General features: G+C 52.9%; 15 protein-coding genes. 2 read left to right on the forward strand and 13 right to left on the reverse strand.

From position 1 onward, the window contains the following. The first annotated feature begins 95 nt into the window (after positions 1 to 95). Positions 96 to 3632, forward strand: a complete 3537-nt coding sequence (locus B9Z48_RS08785; RefSeq protein WP_108377855.1) for an indolepyruvate ferredoxin oxidoreductase family protein — start codon at positions 96 to 98, stop codon at positions 3630 to 3632. Between the two features lie 35 nt (positions 3633 to 3667). On the opposite strand, the gene minE is transcribed toward B9Z48_RS08785, so the two are convergent. From minE to B9Z48_RS08825, 8 genes are all read right to left on the reverse strand, one after another. Then, complete coding sequence (gene minE / locus B9Z48_RS08790) at positions 3668 to 3928, reverse strand: cell division topological specificity factor MinE (protein WP_089959192.1); 261 nt, start codon at positions 3926 to 3928, stop codon at positions 3668 to 3670. A gap of 3 nt (positions 3929 to 3931) precedes the next feature. Next, positions 3932 to 4747 carry a septum site-determining protein MinD gene (minD, locus tag B9Z48_RS08795; RefSeq protein WP_089959197.1) on the reverse strand — a complete coding sequence of 272 codons (816 nt, stop codon included), beginning with the start codon at positions 4745 to 4747 and terminating at the stop codon, positions 3932 to 3934. Between the two features lie 29 nt (positions 4748 to 4776). Beyond that, positions 4777 to 5541 (reverse strand): septum site-determining protein MinC, encoded by a 765-nt coding sequence (gene minC / locus B9Z48_RS08800; RefSeq protein WP_108377856.1) that lies wholly within the window; start codon positions 5539 to 5541, stop codon positions 4777 to 4779. Positions 5542 to 5815: 274 nt separating this feature from the next. Then, entirely contained in the window at positions 5816 to 6025 is a 210-nt protein-coding gene (locus B9Z48_RS08805; protein ID WP_194944781.1) for a DUF2788 domain-containing protein, read from the reverse strand. Then, a complete protein-coding gene (locus B9Z48_RS08810) occupies positions 6025 to 6804 on the reverse strand; it encodes a DUF2189 domain-containing protein (RefSeq protein ID WP_368665918.1) in 780 nt (259 codons plus the stop codon). The genes B9Z48_RS08805 and B9Z48_RS08810 overlap by 1 nt, the downstream gene beginning before the upstream one ends. Positions 6805 to 6992: 188 nt before the next feature. After that, the gene (locus B9Z48_RS08815; protein ID WP_108377858.1) at positions 6993 to 7526 is read right to left on the reverse strand and encodes a Spy/CpxP family protein refolding chaperone; all 534 of its coding nucleotides are present in this window, start codon (positions 7524 to 7526) and stop codon (positions 6993 to 6995) included. Positions 7527 to 7580: 54 nt separating this feature from the next. Then, the gene (locus tag B9Z48_RS08820) at positions 7581 to 7775 is read right to left on the reverse strand and encodes a DUF2892 domain-containing protein (RefSeq protein WP_108377859.1); all 195 of its coding nucleotides are present in this window, start codon (positions 7773 to 7775) and stop codon (positions 7581 to 7583) included. A gap of 27 nt (positions 7776 to 7802) precedes the next feature. Next, on the reverse strand, positions 7803 to 8000 hold the full coding sequence (locus B9Z48_RS08825; RefSeq protein ID WP_108377860.1) for a heavy-metal-associated domain-containing protein: 198 nt from the start codon (positions 7998 to 8000) through the stop codon (positions 7803 to 7805). 63 nt (positions 8001 to 8063) lie between these two features. On the opposite strand from B9Z48_RS08825, the gene B9Z48_RS08830 reads away from it, so the two are divergent. Next, on the forward strand, positions 8064 to 10283 hold the full coding sequence (locus tag B9Z48_RS08830) for a cation-translocating P-type ATPase (RefSeq protein ID WP_108377861.1): 2220 nt from the start codon (positions 8064 to 8066) through the stop codon (positions 10281 to 10283). Here B9Z48_RS08830 and B9Z48_RS08835 read toward each other — a convergent pair. From B9Z48_RS08835 to B9Z48_RS08860, 5 genes are all read right to left on the reverse strand, one after another. Further along, on the reverse strand, positions 10255 to 11166 hold the full coding sequence (locus tag B9Z48_RS08835; protein ID WP_108377862.1) for a DUF535 family protein: 912 nt from the start codon (positions 11164 to 11166) through the stop codon (positions 10255 to 10257). The two genes, B9Z48_RS08830 and B9Z48_RS08835, sit on opposite strands and share 29 nt — an antisense overlap. 607 nt (positions 11167 to 11773) lie before the next feature. After that, positions 11774 to 12559 carry a class II aldolase/adducin family protein gene (locus B9Z48_RS08845; RefSeq protein WP_108377864.1) on the reverse strand — a complete coding sequence of 262 codons (786 nt, stop codon included), beginning with the start codon at positions 12557 to 12559 and terminating at the stop codon, positions 11774 to 11776. Positions 12560 to 12721: 162 nt separating this feature from the next. Continuing rightward, positions 12722 to 12985 carry a YkgJ family cysteine cluster protein gene (locus B9Z48_RS08850; RefSeq protein ID WP_089959237.1) on the reverse strand — a complete coding sequence of 88 codons (264 nt, stop codon included), beginning with the start codon at positions 12983 to 12985 and terminating at the stop codon, positions 12722 to 12724. Positions 12986 to 13010: 25 nt separating this feature from the next. Continuing rightward, positions 13011 to 14231: a murein transglycosylase A gene (locus B9Z48_RS08855; RefSeq protein ID WP_108377865.1), complete on the reverse strand. Its 1221-nt coding sequence runs from the start codon at positions 14229 to 14231 to the stop codon at positions 13011 to 13013. A gap of 92 nt (positions 14232 to 14323) precedes the next feature. After that, complete coding sequence (locus tag B9Z48_RS08860; RefSeq protein ID WP_228769269.1) at positions 14324 to 14761, reverse strand: C40 family peptidase; 438 nt, start codon at positions 14759 to 14761, stop codon at positions 14324 to 14326. Between the last annotated feature and the right edge of the window lie 42 nt (positions 14762 to 14803).

Below are 14803 nucleotides of genomic sequence, written 5' to 3' on the forward strand. Positions count from 1 at the left end.
TTTCAAATCATAGGGCAAATCCTGTCACCGAAAGCAAGCACATGTCTGCAGGGGCGTCCTACACTGTGCACTCCATTTCAGACGCAGGACAAACCATGAACGCCCCCTTGCCCGAATCGATTCGTCAGGCTTTAGAGACGGTGACGCTGGACGACAAATACTGCCTCGATGTGGGCCGTGCCTTCATGAGCGGCGTGCAAGCCTTGGTCAAGCTGCCCATGCTGCAGCGCCAACGCGACGCCTTGCAGGGCAAAAACACGGCCGGCTTCATCAGCGGTTACCGGGGTTCGCCCCTGGGCAGTTACGACCAATCGCTGTGGAAAGCCAAGGACCACCTCAAGGCCCAGCACATCGTGTTCCAGCCCGGTGTGAACGAAGAGCTGGCCGCCACCGCCTTGTGGGGCACCCAGCAACTGGGTTTTGCGCCCCCGGGCACCAACAAATTCGATGGCGTGTTCGGCATCTGGTACGGCAAAGGCCCCGGCGTAGACCGCTGCTCGGACGTGTTCAAACACGCCAACATGGCGGGCACCACCCCTTGGGGCGGCGTGTTGGCCGTGGCGGGCGATGACCATGTGGCCAAAAGCTCCACCGCTGCGCACCAGAGCGACCACATCTTCAAAGCCTGCGGCCTGCCTGTTTTCTTCCCAGCCAGCGTGCAAGACATCCTGGACCAGGGCTTGCACGCCTTGGCCCTGAGCCGCTTTGCAGGCATTTGGTCGGGCATGAAGACGATTCAGGAAATCGTCGAGTCCAGTGCCACCGCGCACATCGACCCCGAGCGCGTGCAAATCGTGCTGCCCGAATTTGTGATGCCGCCCGGCGGCGTGCACATCCGCTGGCCCGACACAGCGCTGGAGCAAGAAGCGCGTTTGTTTGATTACAAGTGGTATGCAGCCCTCGCCTACATCCGCGCCAACAAGCTCAACCACAACGTCATCCAAGGACCGAATGACCGCTTCGGCCTGATCGCCAGCGGCAAAGCCTACAACGACACCCGCCAGGCCCTGCTCGACCTGGGTCTGGACGACGCCACCTGCCAACGCCTGGGCATCCGGGTGCACAAAGTGGGTGTGGTCTGGCCCCTCGAATCGCACACCACCCGCGAATTTGCCACCGGGCTGCGCGAGATTTTGGTGGTCGAAGAAAAACGCCAGGTCATCGAATACCAACTCAAAGAAGAGCTCTACAACTGGCGCGATGACATGCGCCCCACCATCGTGGGCAAATTCGACGAAGCCGAGGGCGACACCTCCGGCGGCGAATGGTCAACGGCCAATCCGACAGAGCGCACCTTGCTGCGGGCCAACGCCGATTTGACACCCGCCTTGATTGCACGGGCCATTGCCAAGCGGCTGAAAAAGCTGGGCGTGGATGCCGACACCACCGCACGCATCGACGCTCACCTGGCTGTGCTGGACGCCAAAGAAAAGTCCTTGCAAACCCTGACCTTGGGTGCTGCCACCGAACGCACGCCCTGGTTTTGCTCCGGCTGCCCCCACAACACCTCCACCAAGGTGCCCGAAGGCTCACGCGCCATGGCAGGCATCGGCTGCCACTTCATGAGCCTCTGGATGGACCGCAGCACGACGGGATTCACCCAGATGGGCGGCGAAGGCGTGCCATGGAGTGGCCAACAACCCTTTTGCACCGACCAGCACATTTTTGCCAACATCGGTGACGGTACCTATTTCCACAGCGGCATTTTGGCCGTGCGCCAGAGCGTGGCCTCGGGTGTGAACATCACCTACAAAATTTTGTACAACGATGCCGTCGCCATGACGGGCGGCCAGCAAGTGGGTGAACGCCCCGAAGGCCACAGCGTGGTGCAGATCGCCATGAGCATGAAGGCCGAAGGTGCTCAACGCATCGTGGTGGTGACCGACGAGCCCGAAAAATACGAAGGCGTGGCTTTGGTCGATGGCGTGCGTGTGTTCCACCGCGATGAACTCGACCGCATCCAGCGCGAAATGCGTGAAGTCAAAGGCACCACCGTCATCATTTACGACCAGACCTGCGCCACCGAAAAACGCCGCCGCCGCAAGCGCGGCACCATGGTCGACCCTGCCGTGCGCATGATGATCAACGAAGAAGTGTGCGAAGGCTGTGGCGACTGCGGCGTACAGTCCAACTGCCTGTCGGTGGAACCGCTTGAGACGCCCCTGGGCCGCAAGCGCACCATCAACCAAAGCACCTGCAACAAGGACACCAGCTGCCTCAAAGGCTTTTGCCCCAGCTTTGTCACGGTGGAGGGCGGCACGTTCAAAAAGAAAGCCACATCGACTGCCCCGGCCATCCAGCCAGCCAGCCTGGGCGCACTGCCCGAACCCACCTTGCCCACCATCCACGAGCCTTGGGGCATGGTGGTGGCGGGTGTGGGCGGCACGGGTGTCATCACCATTGGTCAGTTGCTGGGCATGGCCGCGCACATGGAGGGCAAAGGCATCGTCACGCAAGACTCGGCAGGCTTGGCGCAAAAAGGCGGTGCCACATGGAGCCACATTTTGGTGGCCAACAGCCAAGACGAGATCCGCACCACCCGCGTGAGCATGGCCGCAGCCGACCTCATCATCGGTTGTGACCCGATCGTGAGTGCTTCCAAAGAAACCACTTTGCGCATGCGCGCTGGCCGCACCCATGTGGCCCTGAACAGCAACAGCACACCCACTGCCGCGTTTGTGAAAAACGGCAACTGGCAAAACCCGGCCGAACAATGCGTGGCCGAAATCACGGCGCAAGTCGGCGTGGATGGCGTAGGCGCTTTTGACGCCGATGCCCTGGCCAAACAACTCATGGGCGACACGATTTACGTGAACCCCATGATCCTGGGTTACGCATGGCAAAAGGGTTGGGTGCCTTTGCGCCGCGAGTCTTTGGTGCGGGCCATCGAGCTCAACGACGTGCAGGTTAAAAACAACTTGGCCGCTTTTGAGTGGGGTCGCCACGCCGCGCACCAGCCCGATGCGTTGATGAAAACCATCCAGCCCTCACAAGTCATCCAGTTCAAAAAACGCGAGTCCTTGGAAGATTTGATCGCCGACCGCATGACGCGCCTGACCGATTACCAGGACAAAGCGTATGCCCTGCTCTACCAAGGCATCGTGGGGCGTGTGCAAGCGGCCGAAGCCCCGCTGGGCAAAACACTTTTGAGCGACACCGTGGCCCGGCAGCTGTACCGCTTGATGGCCTACAAGGACGAGTACGAAGTGGCCCGCCTGCACACCCAAACCGGCTTTGTGGAACGCATCCAAAACAGTTTTGAAGGCGACTTCAAAGTCCACTACCACCTGGCCCCACCGCTTTGGTCCAAGCGCAACAGCCAAGGCGAACTGGTCAAACGCAAGTTCGGCCCCATCATGCTGACGGGCTTCAAGGTGCTGGCCAAACTCAAAGGTCTGCGCGGCACCAAGCTGGATTACTTTGGCAAAACCGAAGAGCGTCAGACTGAACGCGCCTTGATCCGTGAGTACATGCAGCACATTGAAGCTGTGCTGAACAATTTGAGCGCCGAATCACATGCGCATGCGGTCAGCGTGGCACGGGTGCCGGAAAACATCAAAGGGTTTGGTCACGTCAAAGAGCGCAACATCCGAGCAGCACGCAGCCTGTGGGCGTCGCTTGTCAAAGATTGATTGAACACCCCATTGCCTTGGGCAATGGGGGATCTTCAGCGCGATTCTGGCAATTCAATCTTGACTTCAAGGACTTCAAGGTTGTCTTGCCGCTCAAGATTGACCTTGATGTCTTCGATGTTGATTTTGATGTATTTGCTGATCACCGCCACCAACTCGCGCTGTAAGTCCGGCAGGTAATCGGGTTCAGAGGCATTGCGGCCGCTGCGTTCGTGGGCCAGAATGATTTGCAAACGCTCTCTGGCCACATTGGCGGTTTGCTTCTTTTCGCCCAAGAGGAAGGAAAGCAAAGACATGGTTTATTTGCCTCCAAACAAACGCTTGAAGAAGCCTGCTTTTTCTGCATCAACGAAGCGCATGGGTTTGTCTTCACCGAGAAAGCGTTCGATCACATCCTTGTAAGCTTCGGCCACATCGGTACTGGCCAAATGGATCACGGGCGTGCCCTGGTTGGAAGCCTGAAGCACGTTTTCGCTTTCTGGAATCACGCCAATCAAAGGAATGCGCAAAATGTCCTGGATGTCCTGCAAAGACAACATCTGACCTTCTTCCACGCGATGCGGGTTGTAGCGGGTGATGAGCAAATGTTCCTTGACGGGCTCAGCACCTTCAATGGCGCGTTGCGTCTTGCTGCCCAACATGCCCAAAATGCGGTCCGAATCGCGCACCGAAGACACCTCAGGGTTGGTCACCACCAAAGCCTCATCGGCAAAATGCATGGCCATCAAAGCACCCGTTTCGATGCCCGCAGGCGAATCGCAAACAATGAAGTCAAAACCCATGGCACTGAGGTCTTTCAAAACCTTCTCAACACCTTCTTGAGACAAGGCATCTTTGTCACGAGTTTGTGAGGCGGCAAGCACAAAAAGGTTTTCACATTGCTTGTCTTTGATCAAGGCTTGATTAAGGTTGGCTTCACCTTGAATCACATTGATCAGGTCATACACCACCCGACGCTCACACCCCATGATGAGGTCCAGATTGCGCAAACCGACATCGAAATCGATGACGGCTGTTTTAAAGCCTTTCATCGCCAAACCGGTTGAAAAACTTGCACTGGTCGTGGTTTTGCCCACGCCGCCTTTGCCAGATGTCACAACAACAATTTTTGTCATGGTTTAACTTTCTAAGACCAAATAAAGAATCAGGATTTGAGAGCTGAAATCAACAATTTGTCACCTTCCGGCCCCGTTTGAAGACAAACATGGGCGGCTTTGCCAAGCACATCGTTGGGCAGTGCATTTTCACTGGTGCGGTAAACGCCGGCAATGGACAACAATTCGGGTTCCATGATCTGGGCAAAAATGCGGGCCTGCGTATCACCCCGAGCGCCAGCAATGGCTTTGCCTCTCAAAGTGGCATACACATGCACATGGCCATCGGCAATGACCTCGGCACCCGGGTTAACCATCGCCAACATCACCAAGTCACGTCCCTTGGCATAGACCTGCTGGCCAGAACGCAAGGGTTTATCAATCACCAATGCGCCCAATGGCAAGACAGGTGCTTGCAAAACAGGCGGTGCAAGGGGTTCAGGCTCAGCAAGGGGCATGGAGCGCTTCACACGGGCATCGGAAGCATTGACCAAGCCCAGACCCTTGGCCAAGTCCAAAAGGGCAGTATCTGCGCCTTTGATGCCCAGTGGCATCAAACTGTGTTGACGCAAAACACCCATCAGGGCCGAAAGGTCCAAAGATTGCAGGGTGTTGTCTTGCGAAGCAGACAGGCCACTCAGGTCAATGATCACGGGTTCGTTGTCAAAAAACCCGGGGCTTTCCGCCAATTGACGCGCCAAAGCCTGAGAAACCTTGTGGATGTCAGTGGTTTTGAGCAGCAAAGCCACCAAAGGCAAATCAGCGCTTTTGATGTCGTAACAGTGCAGGAGGGGATCTTCTGAAACGAGCGCCATGGTCACATCAAGGTGCAAAAGACACAAATTTTAACAGTGCCTGCGTTTTTTGTTATCTTTCTATGGATTTATATCTTTAATTAGTCATAGTAGATAAGGATCGCCTTCATCTGTGGATAAAGATGCTTTATCCAATGATGACAGTCACTTATCAAGGTTTGCCGCTTGTGGGTGAGTGCGATTTTTGACTGTCGTGGATTCATGAACAACTTTTCAGACAGAGACCAAGCTGTGGATAAGTCATGGTTTGTTCATTTTTTATCCACAGGTTTTTTCACTGATCAATCAGCCATTGAATGACACCTTTGGCCACAAAACCCAACATACCAAAGGCCAAACCCAAAAAGATCACGAAAGTTCCGAATTTTCCTGCTTTGGATTCCCAAGCCAACTGTCCGATGATGAACAGCATGTAGAGCATGAAAGCGCCCACACCAATCGTCAAACCAAACCAGGCAAATTGTTCTTCTGAAAATGACCACATCACCAATCACCTTGCCCTGACATGCGTTCTTCAAGATCACTGACGTTGACCATCTGCCGATAAGCGTGCCAGCTGCCATGCCCCAGCATGGGAACGATCAGGATCAATCCCAAAAACAAGGACATGAATCCAAGCAAAGTAAAACCCATGATCAAAAATGCCCACAGCGCCATGGGCAATGGATGCGTGAGTACAGCTTTCCAACTTGTGAGAACAGCCTGCAATACACTCACTTTTCGGTCCAGCAACAGGGGCATGGAAATGACACTGGATGCAAAAACAGGGGCGGCCATCACACCGCCTAAGCCCAGCCAAATTTCGAACAAAAAATTGTTTTCAGCCAGTACCACATGCCTGATGAAATCCATGGGCGTGTGAATGGGCACCGGTGCAAACAAAGTGATCAACGCCGATGAAGTGATGACCCAACCTGTTGCCGCCAATGCCAACAGCAAACCAAAACGAATCAAACACCAATAACTGTCGGGTTGTTTTCGAAAACGCATTTGCCATTGGGTCCAAGTGCGGATCAGCAGTTGCAGATTCACCTCTTCACCACGTTCGATGGCACGACTCATTGCATAAAGGCTGGTCGCCAGCACAGGGGCTATCACCATAAAGCCTGACAAGCCGCCAGCGAGCAACCAAAAACGGTCATGGGCAACCCAGGCAATGAGTGAGCCTGCCAAGGCCAACACCAAGCCATGCAAAGTACTCAGCAATGGCGCTTTGGCAAAATCTTTGAACCCCAAGGCCAGCCAATGCAAAGGCTGGTCCATGGCAATGGGCAAGATGGGGGGTAAACCATGACCGTTTGAGCCATTGGAGGATGGAGGGGTTTTGGATAACTGCATCAAAACAGCTTACCCAAACTTCATCTTGCGCATTTGATACAAGTCAAGGCTGAAAAAACGAACAATAAAAAACTGCCCCTCAGGGCAGTTTTGCAATGATCAAAAGGGCCAGATCAATGCCGATGACCATGCTCGTGTTTGGATGCATGCATGCTGCCCTGCATTCGAGACATGTGGCGCATGCTTTGTGCATCAAAAATGACTTTTTGCTCCGCAGTCAACTGCCCATAAAACACCCGTGTGGCTTCGGCATGCTTTTGCATGTGTGCATCACGTTGTTGCCTCATTGTCTGCATCTGGTCAAGGCGTTCGGGCGTTGTCATTTTTTCAAAAACAGCACGATCAGGGCGCACCGGATGCCCGGGTTTTTGCATGGTTTGAACAAAACTTTGCCAAGCTGCATCTTGCGAAGCAGACAGATTCAATTGGGCATGTAATGTTTCCAAATGCTTGGCATGACGATCAGCGCCATGCTGGCGCTGGGTCTGTGAATGTGCAGCCGAAACAGCGCCTGTTGAAGCTGGAGTTTGGGAAAAACTCATGCCAGATACCGCAAGCAGCAAACTGGCAGAGATCAAAGACAAACGAATCGATTTCATGGAAAACACCCTTTCAGTGATGGAGTGACTGAAGTCTGATGGACCCATGTGTCTGCGATGCGCTGTGCCTTGTAAAGAAAAATAAAGCCCTCGAAGGCTAAATCAAATATTTTTGTTTTTGCAAGTGTTGATGCCCAGCAAGCCGTACGGTGGACACCAGCCAATCAAACCCGTCGCCAAAGGCACCAAACCGACCCAGCCCCAAGCACCGACTGTGCCCGTGGCAGCCAAAGCCACCAAAACCACACCCAGCACAATGCGCAAAATACGATCAATACCGCCTACGTTCGATGTCATGAGTTTTCCTTTTTAAAAATAAATGAATCAATGGACGACACGATAGCCTTCGTCCTCAATGGCCTGAATGAATTTTTCAGCCGGCAAGTCAGACAACACTTCAACAAAGTCAACAGTGCGGTCGATCACAATTTTGGCATGCGCGTCTATGGCCAACAAGGCCTTTGAGACAGCTTTCTCACAGTGGGCACAAGTCATGCCTTCAACGTTAAAAATATGCTTCATGATGCAAAGACACAAAGGTTCATGGGTTGAGATCAAAGCATATTCCCAAACGCAAAGGTTTTCATGACACAGATCAATTCAGAGCGCAGCACTTACACCATCGGCATTGGTGGCATGACCTGCGCATCATGTGTCAGCAGGGTTGAAAAAGCGTTGCTGAAGGTTCCAAGCGTTGAATCGGTGAGTGTCAATTTGGCCACTGAAATGGCCTGTATTGAAGTGACATCAGACGGGACGACAGAAGCACTTTTGCGCCGAGCCATTCGCGATGCAGGCTATGAACCACGCATTCAGCAAGGTCATTCCGAACAGAAAAAGGAAACAACATGGTCCGGTTTTGCACCGGTGGCCATGGGTTTGCTTTTGTCGGCGCCATTGATGATGCCCATGCTGGGTGAATCGTTGGGTCAGCACTGGATGCTGCCTGCTTGGGTTCAATTTGCCTTGGCCACACCTGTGCAATTTGTCTTGGGGGCACATTTCTACAAATCGGCTTGGCATGCACTCAAGGCTTTGACCGGCAATATGGAGCTTTTGGTGGCATTGGGCACCACGGCTGGTTGGGCTTTATCGGTCTGGTTATGGATCCATGCGCAAGAAGGTCATGCGCCGCATTTGTATTTCGAGGGGTCAGCCGTGGTCATCACTTTGGTGATGTTAGGCAAGTGGCTCGAAGGCCGAGCCAAAAAACAAACCACCGAAGCCATCAGTGCGTTGCACGCTTTAAGGCCTGACGTGGTGCATTGGGTGGGTGAGGAAGGCCAAATCGATGTGCCTGTGGATGAAATACGGGTTGGAGATCACATTGTGGTGAAACCTGGAGAGCGTTATCCCGTCGATGGTGAGATCTTGGAGGGCCAAACACAGGCTGACGAATCCATGCTCACTGGTGAAGCTTTGCCTGTGGATAAAAAACAAGGTGACCCATTAACAGGTGGTGCCATCAATGGCGATGGCACCGTACTTGTGCAGGTGAAGGCCGTAGGCCAGGACACTGTTCTTTCCAACATCATTCGATGGGTCGAACAAGCTCAGGCCCACAAAGCGCCGATCCAACGCTTGGTAGACAAAGTTGCTGAAATATTTGTGCCGGTGGTCGTCTTTGTGGCCATGGTCACTTGGGCCATTTGGCTTTGGCAAGGGGCATCATTTGAAACCGCGTTGATCCATGCAGTGGCAGTGCTGGTCATTGCCTGCCCCTGTGCGCTGGGTCTGGCCACACCCGTGGCCATCATGGCGGGCACAGGTGTGGCCGCCAAACATGGCATCCTCATCCAGGATGTCACCGCATTGGAAACAGCCCATCGGGTTCAAACCATCGTTTTTGACAAAACAGGCACCTTGACACAAGGACGGCCACAGCTGATCGGACAAGTGCCCGGACCGGATGAAAAAAACAATACGGCACTGATGTGGGCAGCAAGCGTTCAAAGTGCCAGTGAACACCCATTGGCTCAGGCGGTGGTCAATGCCGCAAAAGCGCAGGGCATCAAACTGCAAACGCCACAAGCCATGGTGGCCCTGCCCGGAAAAGGTGTTCAAGCCCAACTCAATGAGCGACACCTTTTGTTAGGCAGCTTGCGTTGGTTGGAAGAAGAGGGTTTGAACACCCTGTGTTGGCAAACGGAAATGGGGCATTTTCAAGCGCAAGGTGCCACGCTTTCTGCATTGGCAGAACGAACGCCTGAAGGACTCAAACCATTGTTGCTCATGGCTTTTGGTGACGAACCCAAGCCCGAAGCACAAAAAGCCTTGGCCTCTTTGCGCCAAAGAGGCATCAAGTTGGTCATGATTTCCGGAGACAACACCATGGCAGCACAGGCCATGGGTCGCAAGCTCGGTTTGAAGCCAGAACAAGGTGAGGTTCAGGCCAATGTGTTGCCACAACAAAAAGCCGCCGAAATTGAAAAGCTGAAAAAAGACCATGGCAGTCGAGTTGTTGCCATGGTGGGCGATGGTGTCAACGACGCCCCTGCATTGGCGGCTGCGGATCTGGGCATCGCCATGGGAAATGGCACCGATGTGGCCAGGCATGCCGCAGGCATGACACTCATGCGAGGCGATGTGACTTTGGTGGAAGCCGCTTTGGACATTTCAGCGAGCACCGTGCAAAAAATCAGACAAAACTTGTTCTGGGCATTTGCCTACAACGTGGCTGGCATTCCCTTGGCAGCAGCCGGTTATCTCAATCCCATAGTGGCAGGCGCAGCCATGGCCTTGAGTTCGGTCACTGTGATGGCCAACGCCTTGTTGCTCAAGCGCTGGAGTCCAAAGAAAAAGTAGTCGCCTCATCACGGTACGCACCCACAGTGCTGTCCATGCTCAACAAAAGACAAGACAAAATGGTCGCTTTGCGTTTGGCCTCAGCTCTTTTGTGAGATGCAACATCACTGAAATCACTGGGCAAATGGACCCGGGGATGAAGATGAAAAAAACCGGACTGCTTTTTGACAGCACCCAGTTCTATCCACAAACCATCGAGATCTGTTTTGATTTTTTTTCGTCGCTTGGGATTGAGCGCAACCCGCTGGTGATTACCCACCAAGAGGACATCCTCACAACCCAACAACATGGCCAAATGACGGGACAGTTGGGTGATCAAAACAGCGGGCCGCAAACCATGCAACGCTTTGGTGGCTTGACGAATGATTTCTTTGCCATCGTGATCACGGTTGCCATGAAGACGCGTGATGATCATGTTGAAGCCATGGTCGGAGCTGGCCAACAAAAAAGAAACCGTGAAGATGACCCTGCCCTGCCATTGCAGCAAAAGACTCATTTCACCTTCACGATGTCCTTCACCCAAAGATAAAAGCGACAAAACCATCAAGTCACCTGATTTGCTGGGTACCTCTGCCAGAACAATCGCTTGCGTGACGGATTCATTGAAGAGCTTTGACCAACCGGCCACTTCAAGCGTTCGATAGTGGTTCAACAAAAGTTCAACGCGATCTTGGCACTTGAGCGGTTCAAAAGCATAAGGGCGATAGATGCGGGTCAACAATTTTGGAGTGGCTGGAAGTCTGTCCCAGAGAATTTTTTTTGAACGCACAAAACGCAACCACATCCACGTTGCGCGGGGGTATAGCAAAGTTCCCAGCAAGAACTTCAAGCGCTCACGGGGGTGCGGCTTCAAAACAGCAACGCTTTCTTTCCACAAAGACATGTCCGAACTTCAATGAATAAATTTTAATTAAAACTTAAATTTTTAATAAAATCAATAATTTGTTACTTTAAATGTAATAAATTGCTTTTCTAGAGGGTCAAAAAAATTTTTGACAGATAAAACCTGGCGATAGGGTCCAAAAAAATCAAAGCCGATGACAAAGTCTGTGGATAAAAAAAGGACAAGATCCCACTTATCCACAGACCTGAGGTCCACCACAAAGTTGTTCATGAAACCGTGACAGCAAAAAAGCAAAGTCACACACATCCAAAAAAACAAGATAAGTCATTGTTTTTTATAGATAAATGATGGTTATCCACAGAAAAGAGCCTGCCTTACCTACTACGACTAATTAAAGATATAGAAATACAGATAAGAAGGAATAACTGTCTTGTGCCTCTGAAAACGGTCATGACATGACAAAGCCTCAGCAAGGGTCATCGGAGCCGAGCAGGTAGGGGAGCCTTTAAAAACGAATTCAAGAGCTTGTTAAGCGTCCCAAGAGGCGTGTGAACACTCCAAAGTCCTTGAGCTCAGACAGGGTCAAATTTTTCAAAAATCACCTGCTTGACCGGGCAGGCCAAAAAAAAGCCCCGAAGGGCTTTTTTTAGAGATCAAAACCAGGGTTTTCACGTCCCAGTTTGCGCAGCAAAGATGGCCAAACGAAGGCACCACCCAAACCACCCGTTTGAACACGCATGGCTGTGGCCACACCGTTCAAGATCTGTGGATCAACCGAAGTCAAGTCTTGAGGTTTTGTTGACCCTGCCAAAGCATCGACCTGAATGCGGCATGTATTTTCAAAGGTGTACATGGACAAAAACGCATCGGCAATGGTTTTGCCAACGGTCAACAAGCCATGGTTACGCAGCATGAGGTAATTGGCTTGACCCAAATCGGCTTGAAGACGAGCTTTTTCGTCATCACGAATGGCAACCCCTTCATACCCGTGATAAGCCAGAGAGGCCAACACAAACGTGCTTTGTTGGCTGATGGGCAACACCCCATGCTGCTGGGCACTCACCGCCACACCTGCCCGGGTGTGCGTGTGAAGTACACACCCTGCATCGGGACGTACTTCATGAACAGCGCTGTGGATGACAAAACCCGCCGGATTCACCGGAAATGGACTGTCATGAAGTTTGTTGCAATGCATGTCCACTTTGACAAGGCTCGATGCGGTGATCTCATCGAACATCAAGCCATAAGGGTTGATCAAAAATTGTTCTTCACCCCCGGTCACCGATGAAGGCAATTTGGCTGTGATGTGCGTGAACACCAAATCGCTCCAGCCATACAAAGCCACCAGTCGGTAGCAAGCAGCAAGGTCCACACGCAACTGCCATTCATCAGGATGCACACTGCCTTGAAGGCAAGCCATCTGTAAAGCCATATCGTTCTCCATGTTTGAAAGTAGGAAAACAGCTTAACCAAAAGGCTCAGGCTCTCATGACCTGTGAGTGACTGAGAAAGCTGAGTGTGAACATCCTCAAAACCAGGGTCAAGGGATGTCTTGACGATTTTTTTCACGATGCGAAAAGACAAATTTAAAAGATCAAGGCCTGGTCAAAATTTCCAGCCGCATCAAAAAATCACGGGCGTAAAGCCCACCATCATCGTGCGGGCCACACATCTCAGGGGATGCTTGCAGCTGACCACAAACAGCAGGCCGATCCGGATGGTTGAAAATTTTGCATCTCAAGCGCTCATCCAGCTGCACACAGGCCACCCCTGCAGGTTTGCCATTGGGCATGCCCGGTATCGGTGACGAAATAGAAGGTGCTGTGCAGCATGCAGCACACCCCGGTCGGCAGTTCATATGAAAGGGCACGCTTTATAAAAGTTCATCGGGGCCACAACACCCAAAGTTTGAGAGGTTGTTTGAGGCGTCCTGCCAACTCGCCAGCGGCAGGACCCGAACCCACGTAATAGTCGGCCCGGACTGCACCCACAATGGCTGAGCCAGTGTCTTGGGCCAGGACCAAGCGATCCAAAGAAATTTGGGGACCCGTCGATTGCAACCAAACCGGGGTGCCATAAGGAATACTGGCCCGGTCCACCGCAATGGAGCGACCCGCCGTCAAAGGAACACCTTGTGCACCTTTGGGGCCTGGAGGCGTGACACCCATGGGCAGTGCTTCTTCTTTGAAAAAAACAAAGCGCGGGTTTTGCCACAGCAACTCGTTCAATCGTGTGGGGTTGCGTTCAATCCAATCTTTGATGCCTGGCCAGCTGGCGTCCCGAACCAGGCCTTGGTCCAACAGCCAACGGCCAATGCTTTTATAAGCTTGTTCATTGGTGCCTGCAAAAGCCAAGCGAAGCAATCGTTGGCGTCCATCGGGTTCATTCACGTTGACCAAACCAGAACCTTGGATGTGCAGCACCATCGCATCCACAGGATCAGCCAGGTAAACCAGTTCTTTGCCACGCAAAGCGTTGCGGGCTGCAGGAGTCGTTTCAATTTCTTGACGTGAATACCACGGAGAGCGCTGATTCAGTTGTGCCGGTGGTGCATAAACGGGAACCGAAAATCCCGGACGCGGCAAGCGCGAAGCTGACAGCACAGGTTCGTAATAAGCCGTCAACAAGCCCTCGGCCTGCTTTTGCGGTGATTCAACCCGATAGGCTTGCAGGTTTTGACGAATCCATTGCCGTTGTTGGGTCACCGAAGCATTCGCCAACTGACGCACTTCGGGGCAAAGCGCAAGCCACTTTGGACCCGGGCGTTGGCAACTTTGTAACCAAGCGGGCCAGGCTTCATGAATCGCATCATGGTTGAAGCCTGGCAGTTCAGACCAAGGAACAGGCACCCAGATGCTTTTGGCCTGCGTGATCACAGGCCGAGACAATGCGTCGTTTTTGGCTGTGGCTTCATGGCTTTGGGGCAAAGGGCTTGGAACACTGGGGGTGAACGAGCAAGCTGTCAGGCTGCCTACAATCGCGACGCATGCCAAAGCAGCCCAAAAGGGGCTAAAACGAAGTAAAGGAAATGAACTCATGGGCTTGATTTTGCTGGAGGCTTTGCTTGCAGGGCTTGTTTTTGTCTTGATTGTCTGGTGGACCATGTTTTCTGGAAGAAAAAATGGCGAATTGCCAAGGGCTTCACCCGAAAAAGAGGATGAAAAAACAGAGAAAAAACCGGACTGAAAAAGTCAGTTCAGGGATTCAGCAACGAATGTGCACCTTCAAAACGTTGCGCGTAATACGGTTGACGCAGACTGTCCATGCGCACACCCGTGCGTGGGTTGGTGGCGTGCACAAAGCGACCCTCGCCCACATAAACACCAACATGGGAGTGGCGTGCACCCAAGGTGTTGAAAAACAGCAAATCACCCGCCTGCAATTTTTCGCGGTCGATGGGGCGTGACAAACGAGCCAAATCGGCTGCACTGCCACGAAGCGACAGGCCTGCGCCCTCCTTGAAGACATGGGCAACCAAACCAGAGCAATCAAAACCCGTGGCAGGGCCGCGTCCACCATAGGCGTAGCGGGTGTCGAGCAAGGACATGGCTGTCAAGGCCACATCGTTTCGCAGCGGGTTGTAGGGGCTGGCCGATGCCACAGGTGCTTGGATGGTGGCGGCACAACCACTCAACAGACCGACGCACAGGAGTGCCGCAAAAAAGCAAAAAAGGCG

It is taken from the genome of Limnohabitans sp. WS1 (assembly GCF_003063265.1).
GTDB lineage: Bacteria > Pseudomonadota > Gammaproteobacteria > Burkholderiales > Burkholderiaceae_C > Limnohabitans_A.

Coding starts and splice junctions, on each gene's coding strand:
- B9Z48_RS08785 (WP_108377855.1), top strand. CDS start 96: ATGAACGCCCCCTTGCCCGAATCGATTCGTCAGGCTTTAGAGACGGTG.
- minE (WP_089959192.1), bottom strand. CDS start 3,928: ATGTCTTTGCTTTCCTTCCTCTTGGGCGAAAAGAAGCAAACCGCCAAT.
- minD (WP_089959197.1), bottom strand. CDS start 4,747: ATGACAAAAATTGTTGTTGTGACATCTGGCAAAGGCGGCGTGGGCAAA.
- minC (WP_108377856.1), bottom strand. CDS start 5,541: ATGGCGCTCGTTTCAGAAGATCCCCTCCTGCACTGTTACGACATCAAA.
- B9Z48_RS08805 (WP_194944781.1), bottom strand. CDS start 6,025: ATGTGGTCATTTTCAGAAGAACAATTTGCCTGGTTTGGTTTGACGATT.
- B9Z48_RS08810 (WP_368665918.1), bottom strand. CDS start 6,804: ATGGACCAGCCTTTGCATTGGCTGGCCTTGGGGTTCAAAGATTTTGCC.
- B9Z48_RS08815 (WP_108377858.1), bottom strand. CDS start 7,526: ATGGGTCCATCAGACTTCAGTCACTCCATCACTGAAAGGGTGTTTTCC.
- B9Z48_RS08820 (WP_108377859.1), bottom strand. CDS start 7,775: ATGACATCGAACGTAGGCGGTATTGATCGTATTTTGCGCATTGTGCTG.
- B9Z48_RS08825 (WP_108377860.1), bottom strand. CDS start 8,000: ATGAAGCATATTTTTAACGTTGAAGGCATGACTTGTGCCCACTGTGAG.
- B9Z48_RS08830 (WP_108377861.1), top strand. CDS start 8,064: ATGACACAGATCAATTCAGAGCGCAGCACTTACACCATCGGCATTGGT.
- B9Z48_RS08835 (WP_108377862.1), bottom strand. CDS start 11,166: ATGTCTTTGTGGAAAGAAAGCGTTGCTGTTTTGAAGCCGCACCCCCGT.
- B9Z48_RS08845 (WP_108377864.1), bottom strand. CDS start 12,559: ATGGCTTTACAGATGGCTTGCCTTCAAGGCAGTGTGCATCCTGATGAA.
- B9Z48_RS08850 (WP_089959237.1), bottom strand. CDS start 12,985: ATGAACTGCCGACCGGGGTGTGCTGCATGCTGCACAGCACCTTCTATT.
- B9Z48_RS08855 (WP_108377865.1), bottom strand. CDS start 14,231: ATGGTCCACCAGACAATCAAGACAAAAACAAGCCCTGCAAGCAAAGCC.